The 13,506-nt window shown below is 70.1% G+C and carries 18 protein-coding genes and 3 tRNA genes; 15 read left to right on the top strand and 6 right to left on the bottom strand.

The window, feature by feature from the left end:
• The first annotated feature begins 15 nt into the window (after nucleotides 1-15).
• Nucleotides 16-501 carry a DUF4396 domain-containing protein gene (locus tag M6B22_RS09145; protein WP_269445454.1) on the top strand — a complete coding sequence of 162 codons (486 nt, stop codon included), beginning with the start codon at nucleotides 16-18 and terminating at the stop codon, nucleotides 499-501.
• Between the two features lie 143 nt (nucleotides 502-644).
• Here the strand turns inward: M6B22_RS09145 and M6B22_RS09140 are convergent, their stop codons facing one another.
• From M6B22_RS09140 to M6B22_RS09125, 4 genes are read right to left on the bottom strand one after another with little or no spacing between them, the layout of a single operon-like run.
• Nucleotides 645-1,397 (bottom strand): succinate dehydrogenase/fumarate reductase iron-sulfur subunit, encoded by a 753-nt coding sequence (locus M6B22_RS09140; RefSeq protein WP_269445453.1) that lies wholly within the window; start codon nucleotides 1,395-1,397, stop codon nucleotides 645-647.
• Nucleotides 1,394-3,316 carry a fumarate reductase/succinate dehydrogenase flavoprotein subunit gene (locus M6B22_RS09135; protein ID WP_269445452.1) on the bottom strand — a complete coding sequence of 641 codons (1,923 nt, stop codon included), beginning with the start codon at nucleotides 3,314-3,316 and terminating at the stop codon, nucleotides 1,394-1,396. Before M6B22_RS09135 ends, M6B22_RS09140 begins: the two co-directional genes overlap by 4 nt.
• Before the next feature lie 10 nt (nucleotides 3,317-3,326).
• Nucleotides 3,327-4,139 carry a hypothetical protein gene (locus M6B22_RS09130; protein WP_269445451.1) on the bottom strand — a complete coding sequence of 271 codons (813 nt, stop codon included), beginning with the start codon at nucleotides 4,137-4,139 and terminating at the stop codon, nucleotides 3,327-3,329.
• Nucleotides 4,136-4,423, bottom strand: a complete 288-nt coding sequence (locus M6B22_RS09125) for a hypothetical protein (RefSeq protein ID WP_269445450.1) — start codon at nucleotides 4,421-4,423, stop codon at nucleotides 4,136-4,138. The genes M6B22_RS09130 and M6B22_RS09125 overlap by 4 nt, the downstream gene beginning before the upstream one ends.
• A gap of 185 nt (nucleotides 4,424-4,608) precedes the next feature.
• Between M6B22_RS09125 and M6B22_RS09120 the strand changes: the two genes are divergently transcribed.
• The 8 genes from M6B22_RS09120 (at nucleotide 4,609) to M6B22_RS09085 (ending at nucleotide 8,565) form a co-directional block, all read left to right on the top strand.
• Nucleotides 4,609-4,681 (top strand) — tRNA-Thr (locus tag M6B22_RS09120).
• 27 nt (nucleotides 4,682-4,708) lie between these two features.
• Nucleotides 4,709-4,782, top strand: a tRNA-Met gene (locus M6B22_RS09115).
• 96 nt (nucleotides 4,783-4,878) lie between these two features.
• Complete coding sequence (gene rpmG / locus M6B22_RS09110) at nucleotides 4,879-5,043, top strand: 50S ribosomal protein L33 (RefSeq protein ID WP_407935602.1); 165 nt, start codon at nucleotides 4,879-4,881, stop codon at nucleotides 5,041-5,043.
• 154 nt (nucleotides 5,044-5,197) lie between these two features.
• Complete coding sequence (locus M6B22_RS09105) at nucleotides 5,198-5,893, top strand: TetR/AcrR family transcriptional regulator (protein ID WP_269445449.1); 696 nt, start codon at nucleotides 5,198-5,200, stop codon at nucleotides 5,891-5,893.
• Nucleotide 5,894: 1 nt separating this feature from the next.
• The gene (locus M6B22_RS09100; RefSeq protein WP_269445448.1) at nucleotides 5,895-6,203 is read left to right on the top strand and encodes a DUF4873 domain-containing protein; all 309 of its coding nucleotides are present in this window, start codon (nucleotides 5,895-5,897) and stop codon (nucleotides 6,201-6,203) included.
• A 33-nt stretch (nucleotides 6,204-6,236) separates the two neighbouring features.
• On the top strand, nucleotides 6,237-6,686 hold the full coding sequence (locus tag M6B22_RS09095) for a MaoC family dehydratase N-terminal domain-containing protein (RefSeq protein WP_269445447.1): 450 nt from the start codon (nucleotides 6,237-6,239) through the stop codon (nucleotides 6,684-6,686).
• Nucleotides 6,687-6,694: 8 nt separating this feature from the next.
• The gene (locus M6B22_RS09090) at nucleotides 6,695-7,102 is read left to right on the top strand and encodes a MaoC family dehydratase (RefSeq protein ID WP_269445446.1); all 408 of its coding nucleotides are present in this window, start codon (nucleotides 6,695-6,697) and stop codon (nucleotides 7,100-7,102) included.
• Nucleotides 7,099-8,565, top strand: a complete 1,467-nt coding sequence (locus M6B22_RS09085; protein WP_269445445.1) for a gluzincin family metallopeptidase — start codon at nucleotides 7,099-7,101, stop codon at nucleotides 8,563-8,565. Before M6B22_RS09090 ends, M6B22_RS09085 begins: the two co-directional genes overlap by 4 nt.
• Here the strand turns inward: M6B22_RS09085 and M6B22_RS09080 are convergent.
• Nucleotides 8,498-8,929 (bottom strand): hypothetical protein, encoded by a 432-nt coding sequence (locus tag M6B22_RS09080; RefSeq protein WP_269445444.1) that lies wholly within the window; start codon nucleotides 8,927-8,929, stop codon nucleotides 8,498-8,500. The two genes, M6B22_RS09085 and M6B22_RS09080, sit on opposite strands and share 68 nt — an antisense overlap.
• Here M6B22_RS09080 and M6B22_RS09075 point away from each other — a divergent pair.
• Nucleotides 8,889-9,332, top strand: a complete 444-nt coding sequence (locus M6B22_RS09075) for a hypothetical protein (RefSeq protein ID WP_269445443.1) — start codon at nucleotides 8,889-8,891, stop codon at nucleotides 9,330-9,332. The genes M6B22_RS09080 and M6B22_RS09075 overlap by 41 nt on opposite strands.
• 38 nt (nucleotides 9,333-9,370) lie before the next feature.
• Nucleotides 9,371-10,147: a M1 family aminopeptidase gene (locus M6B22_RS09070; RefSeq protein ID WP_269445442.1), complete on the top strand. Its 777-nt coding sequence runs from the start codon at nucleotides 9,371-9,373 to the stop codon at nucleotides 10,145-10,147.
• Between the two features lie 18 nt (nucleotides 10,148-10,165).
• On the opposite strand, the gene M6B22_RS09065 is transcribed toward M6B22_RS09070, so the two are convergent.
• Nucleotides 10,166-11,368 carry a pyridoxal phosphate-dependent aminotransferase gene (locus M6B22_RS09065; RefSeq protein ID WP_269445441.1) on the bottom strand — a complete coding sequence of 401 codons (1,203 nt, stop codon included), beginning with the start codon at nucleotides 11,366-11,368 and terminating at the stop codon, nucleotides 10,166-10,168.
• Nucleotides 11,369-11,559: 191 nt separating this feature from the next.
• Between M6B22_RS09065 and M6B22_RS09060 the strand changes: the two genes are divergently transcribed.
• The 4 genes from M6B22_RS09060 (at nucleotide 11,560) to rplK (ending at nucleotide 13,410) form a co-directional block, all read left to right on the top strand.
• Nucleotides 11,560-11,632, top strand: a tRNA-Trp gene (locus tag M6B22_RS09060).
• Nucleotides 11,633-11,668: 36 nt separating this feature from the next.
• A complete protein-coding gene (secE, locus tag M6B22_RS09055; protein WP_269445440.1) occupies nucleotides 11,669-11,902 on the top strand; it encodes a preprotein translocase subunit SecE in 234 nt (77 codons plus the stop codon).
• Between the two features lie 211 nt (nucleotides 11,903-12,113).
• Entirely contained in the window at nucleotides 12,114-12,932 is an 819-nt protein-coding gene (gene nusG, locus M6B22_RS21995; RefSeq protein ID WP_407935669.1) for a transcription termination/antitermination protein NusG, read from the top strand.
• A gap of 46 nt (nucleotides 12,933-12,978) precedes the next feature.
• Nucleotides 12,979-13,410 carry a 50S ribosomal protein L11 gene (rplK, locus tag M6B22_RS09045; RefSeq protein ID WP_269445438.1) on the top strand — a complete coding sequence of 144 codons (432 nt, stop codon included), beginning with the start codon at nucleotides 12,979-12,981 and terminating at the stop codon, nucleotides 13,408-13,410.
• Nucleotides 13,411-13,506: the final 96 nt, after the last annotated feature.

Raw genomic sequence — 13,506 nt, 5'->3', positions numbered from 1 at the left:
ATCCAGGAGGACCCGATGAGCACGTCGAGCGATCATTCGGTGCACCAGCACGCCGCCGGACGCACTGCCGTCCCGTGGGCCATGGCCATGTCCGCCACGCTGCACTGCCTCACCGGTTGTGCGATCGGCGAGGTCCTCGGCATGGTGATCGGCTCGGCCGCCGGTCTGCACAATGCGGCGACGATCGTGCTGTCGGTCGTGCTCGCGTTCGCCTTCGGTTACGCGCTGACGATGCGCGGCGTGCTGCGCTCCGGCCTTCCCCTGAACGCGGCGGCCCGGGTCGCCCTGGCCGCCGACACCGTGTCGATCGCGGTCATGGAACTGATCGACAACACCGTTGTCGTCGCCATCCCCGGGGCGATGGACGCCGGCCTCGGCAGCGCGCTGTTCTGGCTGGCCCTGGCCGTCTCACTCGCGGCCGCCTTCGTGCTCACCACGCCGGTGAACCGCTGGATGATCGGACGCGGCAGGGGACACGCCGTCGTCCATGCCATGCACTGACCCTTCCGGTCCCGGTCAGTGGAACCGGGACCGGAAGCGGTGCACGATCGCTTCGCAGGAGGCCCGCAGCCTGCCGGAACTCGCCGCCGAGGACGCGGGAACCGATCCGGAGCCGTTGCTGTCCGAACTGGACCGCCGGCCGGTTACTTGTCCTTGCGCAGCACCTTGCGCGCGATGACCTGCAACGGGTCGTACCGGCGGTCCACCACGCGCTCCTTCAACGGGATGATGCCGTTGTCGGTGATCTTGATGTGCTCGGGGCAGACCTCGGTGCAGCACTTGGTGATGTTGCACATCCCCAGCCCGTGCGCGTCCTGCGCCTCCTGCTTGCGGTCCAGAGCATCCAGCGGGTGCATGTCCAGTTCAGCGAGGCGGATGAAGAACCGCGGCCCGGCGTAGGACTGCTTGTTGTCCTCGTGGTCGCGGATCACGTGGCAGACGTCCTGGCACAGGAAGCACTCGATGCACTTGCGGAACTCCTGCGAGCGCTGCACGTCGACCTGGGCCATCCGGTACTCGCCGGGCGCGAGACCAGGTGGCGGGGCGAACGCAGGAATCTGCTCGGCCTTGCGGTAGTTGTACGACACGTCGGTGACCAGGTCCTTGATCACCGGGAAGGTACGCATCGGCGTGACGGTGACGACCTCGTCCTCGGTGAACGTCGACATGCGGGTCATGCACATCAGCCGCGGCCGGCCGTTGATCTCGGCGCTGCACGAGCCGCACTTGCCGGCTTTGCAGTTCCACCGCACGGCGAGATCACCGGCCTGCGTCGCCTGCAGCCGGTGGATGATGTCGAGGACGACCTCGCCCTCGTTCACCTCGACCGTGTAGTCGCCGAGTTCGCCACCCGACGCGTCGCCACGCCAGACGCGGAAGTGGGCGTTGTACGTCATTCGGCCTCCCCCGCAACGTCGACGAGTTCCTCGTCGGTGAAGTACTTCATCAGCTCGTCCCGAGGGAACAGGGCGAGCAGGTCGGCGCGCATCGGCTCCATCGGCTGCTCCACGACGTCGATCCCGTCGCCCGCCTCGTTCTGCGTGCAGATGAGATTCACCTTGCGCCATTGGGCGGACATGCTCGGGAAGTCGTCTCGGGTGTGACCGCCGCGTGACTCCTCGCGGATCAGCGCGGCCCGGGCGATGCACTCGCACACCGCGATCATGTTGCGCAGGTCGAGCGCGAGGTGCCAGCCCGGGTTGAACTCGCGCGGACCGGCGGCCGACACCGTCTTGGCGCGCTCCTTGAGCTTCTCCAGCCGCTCCAGGGCGTCCTGCACCTCGCTGGCCTTGCGGATGATGCCGACGAGATCGTTCATGCACTGCTGCAGTTCCTGGTGGATCTCGTATGCGGTGTCACCGTGCTGTTCGAAGGGCGCGAGCGCGACCTGCATGCAGGACGCGACCTGCTCGTCGCTGATCGCCGGGTACTCGCCGCGCAACGCATGGACGTACGCGGCCGCGCCTTCGCCGGAACGCCGGCCGAACACGAGCAGGTCCGACAGCGAGTTGCCGCCGAGCCGGTTCGAACCGTGCATGCCGCCGGCCACCTCGCCGGAGGCGAACAGGCCCGGGACGCGCGCCGCAGCAGCGGTGTCGGCGTCGACCTCGATGCCGCCCATCACGTAGTGGCAGGTCGGCCCGACCTCCATCGGCTCGGAGGTGATGTCGACGTCGGCCAGCTCCTTGAACTGGTGCTGCATCGACGGCAGCCGCCGCAGGATCTCCTCCTTGGGCAGCCGCGAGGCGATGTCCAGGTAGACCCCGCCGTGCGGTGAGCCGCGGCCGGCCTTCACCTCGGAGTTGATCGCCCGGGCGACCTCGTCGCGCGGCAGCAGGTCCGGGGTGCGCTTGTTGTGGTCCGGGTCCTTGTACCAGGCGTCGGCCTCGGCCTCGTTGTCCGCGTACTGGCTGCGGAACACGTCCGGGACGTAGTTGAACATGAACCGCTTGCCCTCGGAGTTCTTCAGCACCCCGCCGTCGCCGCGCACGCCCTCGGTGACCAGGATGCCCTTCACCGACGGCGGCCAGACCATGCCGGTCGGGTGGAACTGGACGAACTCCATGTTCATCAGCGTCGAGCCGACGCGCAGCGCCAGTCCCATGCCGTCGCCGGTGCACTCCCAGGAGTTGGAGGTGACCTTGAACGACTTGCCGATGCCGCCTGTGGCCAGCACGACCGCGGGCGCCTTGAACAGCACGAACTTGCCGGTCTCGCGGTAGTACCCGAACGCGCCGGCGATCGCGCCGGTGTCGTCGGTGAGCAGCTCGGTCACGGTCAGCTCGGCGAAGACCTTCAGCCGGCCGTCGTCGGCGCCCGAGGAACGGCCCGCCTTGCGCGCGTCGTCCTGCTGCAGCGAGACGATCTTCTGCTGCATCGTGCGGATCAGCTCGAGGCCGGTGCGGTCGCCCACGTGCGCCAGCCGCGGGTACTCGTGGCCGCCGAAGTTGCGCTGGCTGATCTTGCCGTCCTTCGTGCGGTCGAACAGCGCGCCGTACGTCTCCAGCTCCCAGACCCGGTCCGGTGCCTCCTTGGCGTGCAGCTCGGCCATCCGCCAGTTGTTCAGGAACTTGCCGCCGCGCATGGTGTCCCGGAAGTGCACCTGCCAGTTGTCGTGGCTGTTGACGTTGCCCATCGCTGCCGCGCAGCCGCCCTCGGCCATCACCGTGTGCGCCTTGCCGAACAGCGACTTGCAGATCACCGCGACTCGCAGCCCCGCCTCGTGCGCGGCGATCGCGGCGCGCAGCCCCGACCCGCCGGCCCCGATGATCAGGACGTCGTACTTGTGCTTCTCGAGATCTTCTTGCTCTGGCACGCCGAACCTCTCAGTTGAAGATGCGCGGGTCGCTGAATGCGCCACCGGCGACCAGCGCTACGTACAGGTCGGTGAGCAGCAGCGTGGCCAGCGTGGTCCAGGCGAACTGCATGTGCCGGGCGTTCAACCACGACACCTTCGTCCACGCGCGATAGCGCAGCGGGTGCGAGGAGAAGTTGTTCAGCCGGCCGGCCGTGATGTGCCGGCAGGAGTGACAGCCGAGCGTATAGCACCACAGCAGCACCACGTTCGCCAGCATGATCAAGGTGCCCAGCCCGAGGCCGATCCCGCCGTCGGCGCCCTTGAACGCGCGCACGACGTCGTAGCTGTTCACCAGCGAGATCACCACCGCGATCATGAAGAAGTAGCGGTGCAGGTTCTGCAGGATCAGCGGGAAGCGGGTCTCGCCGGTGTACTTCGCGTGCGGCTCGGCGACCGCGCAGGCGGGCGGCGAGAGCCAGAACGCGCGGTAGTACGCCTTGCGGTAGTAGTAGCAACTGAGCCGGAACCCCAGCAGGAACGGCAGCGAGAGCAGCGCCAACGGCAGGAACGGCGGGAAGTGCGGCAGCCAGGTGCCGAAGTCGCGCGCTGCCTCCGGGCAGGACGCGGTGACGCACGGGGACGTGAACGGCGACAGGTAGTGGTACTGCGAGACGAAGTAGTCACTCTGGCTGATGGTGCGCACCATCGCGTACGCGACCCACAGGCACAGCAGCACGAACGTGACGAGCGGCTGCACCCACCAGCGGTCCTCGCGCAGCGTGCGAACCCCGATGTGCGCCCGGCCGGGAGACTCGGCGCCGACCGGCAGGCTGCGGGTCATCGGCTCCCGCCGTGATAGCCGCCGAGCCCTTCGTCGTCGGCGTCGCTCCACAGCGACGGGTCGAACGGGGTGTCGTCGATGATCTGCATCTCGACCTGGCCTTCCGGTTGCGGCGGTGGGGGAACCTCATCGAGCTCGGCGGCGTCCAACAGGATCCGGTCGACGTCGCCGAGCAGTCGGCGTACCGCGGGAATGTCGCCGTAGCGGCCGCGGACCGAACCTACGACGGCTTGCAGTTCGTCGATGGCACGGTGCAGGACGGTCAGCTCGGACGTGACGGCCATGGGCACTCCTGACTCACTCGCAGGTGACTGTCTCGCCTGCGAGTCTGTCGAAGAACCATCATGTTGCCAACCTCACAGGCCGATCGACGGTGGCCTTCGGCTCATCCGGCGAATGGCTCGGGCGCTGCGTGCCGTCGTGTAAGCTCATCGCTCGGTGTGGGTGCCGCGCTGCGGCGTCCGCAACTGCCCCCTTAGCTCAGTCGGCAGAGCGTCTCCATGGTAAGGAGAAGGTCTACGGTTCGATTCCGTAAGGGGGCTCCGGTGGTCCCATCCGGGATCACCCCGGGCGGGGTAGCTCAGTCTGGTAGAGCAAGCGGCTCATAATCGCTGTGTCGCCGGTTCAAGTCCGGCCCTCGCTACTGTGCTTGGTACGAGCTCGAAACTACGGGCTCGTGAAGAAGTGAAGAAGGGCCGGCGCCCCGGCCCGTCCCATCCGTGAGTTGAAAGGCACCACCGTGGCAGCCACCGACGTGCGACCGAAGATCACCTTGGCGTGCCAGGAGTGCAAGCACCGCAACTACATCACCAAGAAGAACCGGCGTAACGATCCCGACCGGCTCTCGATGAAGAAGTTCTGCCCGAACTGCGGCAAGCACACCGAGCACCGCGAGACGCGCTGACGCGTCACGTTCTTCGCAGGGCCCCGTGCTGACCCCGGTCGGTGCGGGGCTCTGCGCGTTCCGCGCGGACGGCGGACTCCGGTAATGATGTGACGCAATGTCGCATACATGCTGCGCGCGCGGTACCGTCACGGGCGAGCGAGGGGAGGCACCGGTGACCGAGGTCCGGCAGGCCGGTCCCGAGCGCACGCCGGACGGCCGGCGGCTGCGTTGGGCCGAGCACCGCGTGCAGCGCCGCGCGGCGTTCGTGGCCGCCGGCGCGGTGGCCGTCGACGAGCACGGCCCGGATGCCTCGGCGGAGCAGATCGCGGCGGCCGCGGGGGTCAGCCGGACCGTGCTGTACCGCTACTTCCGCGACCGTGAGGACCTGCGCCAGGCGATCGCCGATCACGTGGTGAACGCGATCGTCGACAGCGTCGTCCCGCACCTCGCACTCGGTCGTGACAGCACGCCGCGGCAGATCATCGGCTCGGCAGTCGGCGTCATCGTCGGCTGGTTCGATGAGCATCCCAACCTCTACTTCTTCCTGCGCGCGCGGCGCACCGGTCTGGACGCGGTCGAGAACACGCTGGCCGACCGGGTCAGCGACCTGCTCAGGGTCGTGTTGCTGCTGCTCGGGCTGGACGAGGCGCGGGCCGAGCCGAACGCGTTCGCGATCGTCGGCATGGTCGAGTCGATCGGCGCGTGGTGGCTGGCCAGGCGCACGCTCTCGCGGGAGCAGGTCACCGAGGTCGTGTGTGACGGGATCTGGCACCTGCTGGACGGGACGGCACGGGCGAGCGGCGTTGCGCTGCGCTACGACGAGCCGCTGCCGTGGAACCAACTGGAATCAAGCGGCGCAGGAGCGTGACATGGACGAGGACGGCTACACCGGCCCGGCGGAGCTGATCAGTGAGGGCCGCAGTGTCGCGGCGCAAGTGCGGCTGGCCGGGCACTTCGACCCGATCTCCGGCAGGTACAGCTGGTACGGCCGGGTCTCGGCCTCGCCCGAGGTGAGTGAACTGGTCGCCACCGGCCGGCGTCCGGTGCTGTTGCGCACGCCGCAGGGCGAGGCCGAGACTAGGCTGTCCGACGTCGACCCGTGGGGCCGGCCGCGGGTGGACGGGTTCGGTGCCGCCCCGTTCGCGGTGACGACGACGGTGCCGGGCGAGGGCGGGTGACGCGGGCTGCGACGCTCGGTTAGCGTTTGCGCCATGTCAGTCGACCCCACGTTCATCGGCCGCGTCTATCCGCCGACCGACCCCTACGAGGTGGGCCGCGAGAAGATCCGCGAGTTCGCCGACGCCGTCTCCGACCCGAACCCGGCGTACCGGGACCCCGCAGCAGCGCGGGCCCTCGGGTACCCGGACGTGATCGCGCCGCCCACCTTCGCGATCGCGGTGACCATGCGCGCCGGCCACCAGGTGATCATGGACCCGGAGTTGGGCATCGACTACTCGCGCGTGGTGCACGGCGAGCAGCGCTTCGTGCACCACCGGCCGATCCACGCCGGCGACCTGCTCCGGGTGGTCGTGTCCGTCGAGGACATCCGGCAGGCGGCGGGCAACGACATCGTCACCACGAAGTCCGACGTCCAGACGGTGGACGGCGAAGCAGTGCTGAGCGCCTACTCCACCATCGTCGCGAGGGGGACCGCGCAGTGAACGCCGTTGTGAACGCAGGCGATACGCTGCCGGCGCAGGAGTTCGCCATCAGCCGGGCCGACCTGGTGCGCTACGCCGGCGCGTCCGGCGACTTCAACCCGATCCACTGGAACGAGCGGTTCGCGACGTCGGTGGGTCTGCCGAACGTGATCGCGCACGGCATGTTCACCATGGCTCTCGCGATCCGGGTGGTCACCGACTGGGCAGGCGACCCGGGCGCCGTCGTCGAGTACGGCGTGCGGTTCACCCGGCCGGTGGTCGTGCCCGACCCGGACGGCGCCACCTTGCGCGTCGAGGGCGCGGTCCGCGCGGTACGCGACGACGGGCTGATCGATGTCGACCTGACGACGACGGTGGACGGCCAGACCGTCCTGGCCAAGGCCAGAGCCGTCGTCCGCCCGCACGGCGCGCGGTGAACCTCCGGCCGGCTGCCGCGGCTGTAGCGGCCGGCCTGTTCGCGCTGAGCGCGTGCACCTCCGTCTCGTCCGGCCACGGGACGCTGCCTGCCGCCGCCTCGACGCAGGCGCCGCCGCACAGCAGCGCACCGGGAACTGCTCCGGGTTCGCCGAGCGGGTCCGCTGCGCCGGCGGACTGCCCGGCGTCGTACGCCGAACCCGATCCGCACCGGCCGGTGGTGCGGCTGAACTTCGTCGTGAGCACCGACCTGAGCACGGTGCGGGGCACCGAGCACGTCGCGTTCACGCCGGACCGGCCGATCACCGAGCTGGTGTTCCGGTTGACCGCGAACACCGCGCCGACCGTCGATGCCGGCAACAAGATCGTCGTCACCTCCGCGACCGCGGACCACGGCGGCACCAGCCACACGTTCAGCCGCGCGGGCGCGGCGGCGTCCACCCAGGGCGGCCTGCTGCACATTCCGCTGTCCGGCACCGTGCCGGCCGGCACGACCGTCACCGCCGACCTGGCCTTCACGCTCACCCTCGGGCCGGAATCCTTCGACCGGTTCGGCCGCAACGATGTCGCCGGCGCGCGTTACGCGTGGTTCGGCTCGGGGCAGCCGCTGCTGGCCTGGGAGCGCGGGTTCGGCTGGCACGACGAGGACCTGATCCAGTTCACCGCCGAGAGCGCCACGAGCGAGGCGATGGACACCGACCTGACGGTGAGCGCCCCCGCGAAGGACACCGTGATCATGTCCGGCGATCCGGCCGACCCTGCCGCGGGCGCCGGCGCGACCAGAACCTGGCACGCGCGGATCGCGGCAGCGCGGGACGTCAGCGTCGCGGTCGGGCCGTTCCACGTGGCGGACACCGAGGTGCACGGCGTGAAGCTGCGGCTGGGCGCCCCGAGTGACGCGATCCGCGACGCGCTGGTGCCGGAGTTCGAGCGCGCGATCACCGAGCTGGCCAAGCTGTACGGGCCGTTCCCGTTCCCGTCGCTCTCGGTCGCGCGGGTACCCGCCGAGGGCGGCGGCATCGAGTACCCCAGCTCGATCCTGATGCTGGACGGCTCGCGGCTGGTCGCTGTGCACGAGACGGCGCACCAGTGGTTCTACGCCATGATCGGCGACTCGCAGGCACTGCACGCCTGGCTGGACGAGGCGTTCGCCCAGTTCTCCGAGGAGCGGGTGGACGGCACGTCCGAGCCGGGCGGGGCGCTGGACGCGAACGGCCCGGTGGACAGGCCGACCGGGTCGTACGGCACGGACGCGAACGACTACTACTTCATCACCTACGACAAGGGCGCGGCCGCGCTCGCCGCCGCGCGCAAGGCGATCGGGACCGCGGCATGGGACGCCGCAATGCGCTGCTACGTCGGCGCCAACGCGTGGCGGATCGCCAACCCGTCCGACCTCAAGGCCGCGCTGGCCGCGTACCCGGCAGCGATCGGGGTGCTGCAGCGCGCGGGAGCCCTGCGGTGATCCCGACCCGGCCGTGCCCGGTCGCGCTCGCCTGCGTCGTGGCCGCCGCCCTGGCCGGGTGCACCGGCTCGTCGCACCGACCCGCGTCGCCGGCGGCGCGGTCCGCGAGCGTGATCGCGTCCGGTGCCGCGTCCTCAGCTGCCGCGTCGTCGTCCGCCACGTCGTCGTCCGCCACGTCGTCGTCCGCCACGTCGTCGTCCGCAAGTTCGAGCCCAGCACGGTCGACCGCGGCGCCCGGCGGTGCCTCGAGCCCGGCCACCCGGACCAGTGCGCGCGGCAGCGGCCCCGCGCCGGCGCAGACGACCTGCTCGACGGTGCGGGCGGTGCCGGACCCGGACCGGCCGCGCGTCGAGCTGGCGTTCACCTTCGCGTCCGGGCTGCGGACCGTGCGCGGCACCGAGCGGGTGGCGTTCACGCCGGACCGGCCGGTGCGCGAGCTGGTGTTCCGGTTGACGCCGAACAGTGCCGGCCAGGTCGCCCGCGGGAACCGGCTGCGGGTCGACTCGGCGACGGTGACCCCCGGCACCGGGCGGTACACGTTCAGCCGGGCCGCTGCGGCCTCGTCCACCCAGGGCGGTCTGTTACACCTCCCGCTCGGCCGCACCGTCCCTGCCGGGACCACGGTCAGGGCGGAGCTGGCCTTCACCCTGAGCGTGGGCGGCGCGTACTACGAGCGGGTCGGTAGCAGCCGCGGGTTCGCCTGGCTGGGCTCCGCCCAGCCGTTACTGGCCTGGCAACGCGGTACGGCTGGCACACCGAGGACCTGATCTCGATCAACGCCGGCGAGAGCGCGACGAGCGAGGCGATGGACACCACGCTGACCGTGACCGCGCCGGCCGCCGACGTCGTGATCATGTCCGGCGGCCCGCGCACGCCGCGGCGCGACGGCGCGAACCGGGTGTGGCGAGCGCGGATCCCGGCGGCGCGTGATGTCAGCGTCGCGGTCGGGCCGTTCCACGTGTCCGACACGGTGGTCGACGGGGTCGCGCTGCGCGTCGGCTCGTACACCACGGCGTCCCGCAACACCCTGATGCCGATCTTCGCCCGGGCGATCCGGGAGCTGTCTGCCCGGTTCGGCCGGTACCCGTTCGCGTCGCTGTCGATCGCGCGGGTGCCCGGCAGCCAGGGGGGCGGCATCGAGTACCCGGCATCGATCCAGATGCAGTCCGAGTCGGTGACCGACGCGGTGCACGAGACCGCGCACCAGTGGTTCTACGCGATGGTCGGCAACTCTCAGGCGCTGCACCCGTGGCTGGACGAGGCGTTCGCCGAGTACGCCGAGCGGCTGGTCGACGCCCGTCCCGAGGCGGCGTCCTGGCTGAGCTACCGCGGCGACGTCGACCGCTCGATCGAGTCGTACGGCACCGACTCGTACGACTACTTCAACGTGACGTACGCGAAGGGCGCGGCGGCGTTGGAGGCTGCCCGGACGGCGGCCGGCCGGTCGGGTTGGGACCGGGTGATGCGCTGCTACGTGGCCGCCAACGCGTGGCAGATCGCGGTTCCGGCCGACTTCGCCCGGGCCATCACGCAGTTCCCGGCCGCAATCGCGATCTTGCGCCGGGCCGGCGCGCTGCGCTGATCGCCCGAGAGGGGGAGTTCAGCCGGCGTCGGCGACCAGCTTGGCGATCCGGCCGATGCCCTCGGCCAGGTCCGCGTCCCCGAGCGCGTAGGACAGCCGCAGGTACCCGGGTGTGCCGAACGCCTCGCCCGGCACGACCGCGACCTCGGCCTCCTCCAGGATCACCCCGGCCAGCTCGGCGGACGAGTGCGAGACCCGGCCGCGCAGCGGCTTGCCGAGCAGCCCCTTGACCGACGGGTAGGCGTAGAACGCCCCCTTGGGCTCGGGGCAGATCACGCCGGGGATGTCCGAAAGCAGGCCCACGATCATCCGCCGGCGCCGGTCGAACGCGGTACGCATCTGCGCAACAGCGGACAGGTCACCGCTGACCGCGGTGAGCGCGGCGACCTGGGCCACGTTGTTCACGTTCGAGGTGGCGTGCGACTGCAGGTTCGTGGCGGCCTTGATCACGTCGGTGGGCCCGATCATCCAGCCCACCCGCCAGCCGGTCATCGCGTAGGTCTTCGCGACCCCGTTCAAGATCACCACCCGATCGCCGAGTTCCGGCACGGCCGCGGCGATCGAGACGTTCTCGGCACCGGCGTAGACCAGGTGCTCGTAGATCTCGTCGGTGACGACCCACAGCCCGTGCTCGGCCGCCCACGAGCCGATCGCGACGATCTGCTCGCGCGGATACACCGCGCCGGTCGGGTTGGACGGCGAGACGAACAGCAGCACCTTGGTGCGCGGCGTGCGGGCGGCCTCGAGCTGGTCGACGGTGGCCAGGTAACCGCTGGTCTCGTCGGTGATCACCTCGACCGGTACGCCGCCGGCCAGCTTGATCGCCTCGGGATACGTCGTCCAGTACGGAGCGATGAGCAGTACCTCATCGCCCGGGTCGAGCAGCGCCGCGAAGGTGTTGTAGACGGCCTGCTTGCCGCCGTTGGTGACCAGCACCTGGGTGGCGTCGACCTGGTAGCCGGTGTCGCGCAGCGTCTTGGCCGCGATGGCCGCACGAAGCTCCGGCTGCCCGGCGACCGGCGTGTACCGGTGGTTCTTGGGGTCGCGGCAGGCGGCGGCGGCCGCCTCGACGATGTAGTCGGGCGTGGGAAAGTCCGGCTCGCCCGCGCCGAAGCCGATGACCGGCCGGCCGGCGGCCTTGAGGGCCTTGGCCTTGGCGTCCACGGCGAGCGTGGCCGATTCGGCGATGGCGGCGATGCGGTCGGAAATGCGCGATCCCATGGCACCATCGTCCCAGATGCCGGCTGCTCGATTTACGCGCGGCCTGCGGGCCGCGGGCCGCGCTGGCGCAGCGGAGTTGGAGCGCCCTGCGTCCTACCCGTAGACTCGGCGACCGGGGTCCGCTGCGGCTCTGCGCCAGCATGCTCGCGAGCCGCCGGTGCAGGCCGCGCAGATCCCCGCGCAGGGTCCCTAGGGGCGTGGCTCAATTGGTAGAGCACCGGTCTCCAAAACCGGCGGTTGCAGGTTCGAGTCCTGTCGCCCCTGCGCAGTGAGGCAGTACCCGTCCGAGAGGAGAGCTCGTTGACCGCGACTCGTACCGAGTCCGCGACCCCCCGCCCGTCGGGTGGCCGCGGTGCTGGGCCGACGCGCTTCGCCCGCGAGAGTGTCTCGGAGTTGCGCAAGGTCCTGTGGCCGTCCCGTAACGAGCTGGTGACCTACTCGATCGTGGTGATCATCTTTCTGGTGATCATGACCGCGATCGTCGCCGGCCTGGACATCGGCTTCGCGAAGCTGGTGCTGCTGGTCTTCGGCTGATAGAGCCGACGACCGCCCCGACCCGAGCACGACAAGCAAGAGAAGAGAGACTGTGTCCGAGTACGACGACGCCGCTGCGTCAGGTGGCGACAAGCCCGAACTCGACAACCCGTTCGCCACGGCCGAACCGCGCAGCGGTGCCGCCGAACCGCGCAGCGAAGCCGCCGAGGATGTTGCCGGCGGACCCGCCGACGTCGCTTCCGCCGCTCGCCTGCTGGGAGCAGCCGACGACGAGCAGGTAGGCGAGCCCGATGACGACTACGACGTGTCCGCGCTGGGCGCGGACGAACCGGCCGCCGACGAGCCCGCCGGAGCCGAGCCCGCGGCACCGGCTGCCGGCGCGGCCGCGGAGCAGGCCGACGCGGCTGGCGACGAGCAGGACGCCGAGGCCGCCGAGCAGGCCGCCGAGCAGGACGACGAGGACCCGGTCGAGACGCTGCGCCGCGAACTGAAGACCCAGTTCGGTGACTGGTACGTGGTGCACAGCTACGCGGGCTACGAGAACAAGGTGAAGACCAACCTGGAGAGCCGCATCCAGAGCCTGGACATGGAGGACTACATCTTCCAGGTCGAGGTGCCGACCGAAGAGGTCGTCGAGATCAAGAACGGCAAGCGCCAGCAGGTGCAGCGCAAGGTCTTCCCCGGCTACATCCTGGTGCGCATGGACCTCAACGACGAGTCGTGGGGCGCCGTCCGCAACACCCCCGGGGTCACCGGCTTCGTCGGCGCCACGTCCCGGCCGTCCCCGCTGACGCTGGACGAGGTCGTCAAGATCCTCGCCCCGGCCACCCAGAAGGCCGCTGCCGTCGCCGCGGGCAAGCCGGGGGCCGCCGCCGCCGACAAGCCGCAGTTCACCGAGGTCGAGTTCGAGATCGGCGAGTCGGTCACCGTCATGGACGGCCCGTTCGCCACCTTGCCGGCCTCCATCAGCGAGATCGATCCGGTGCACCAGAAGCTGCACGTACTGGTGTCGATCTTCGGACGCGAGACGCCTGTCGAGCTCGCGTTCAGTCAGGTCGCCAAGATCTAGTTCACGCATCACACCGCCTGCCCTACCAGAGAAGAAAAGAAGTCCTATGCCTCCGAAGAAGAAGCTCGCCGCGATCATCAAGCTGCAGATCCAGGCGGGCGCGGCGAACCCGGCGCCGCCCGTCGGCCCCGCGCTGGGCCAGCACGGCGTCAACATCATGGAGTTCTGCAAGGCCTACAACGCGGCCACCGAGTCGCAGCGCGGGCAGATCGTCCCGGTCGAGATCTCGGTCTACGAGGATCGCTCGTTCACCTTCGTCACCAAGACCCCACCGGCCGCCCGGCTGCTGCTCAAGGCCGCGGGCGTCGAGAAGGGCAGCGGCGAGCCGCACACGAACAAGGTCGCCAAGGTCACCATGGCGCAGGTCCGCGAGATCGCGCAGACCAAGATGGAGGACCTGAACGCGAACGACATCGATCAGGCGGCCAAGATCATCGCCGGAACCGCCCGCTCCATGGGCATCACCGTCGAAGGCTGAACCGGCGCGATCAGCGCTCGCGCCCGTCCCCGTCCCGTTGAGTGGCGGGTTCCGGGCTCAGTGGCGGGCTACAGGTCGCCACTGAACGTGTAAGTC

It is taken from the genome of Jatrophihabitans cynanchi (assembly GCF_027247405.1).
GTDB classification, from domain to species: Bacteria; Actinomycetota; Actinomycetes; order Mycobacteriales; family Jatrophihabitantaceae; genus Jatrophihabitans_B; species Jatrophihabitans_B cynanchi.
Note: the sequence above shows the minus strand (reverse complement) of the source record. Positions and strands in the feature narration are given on the sequence as shown.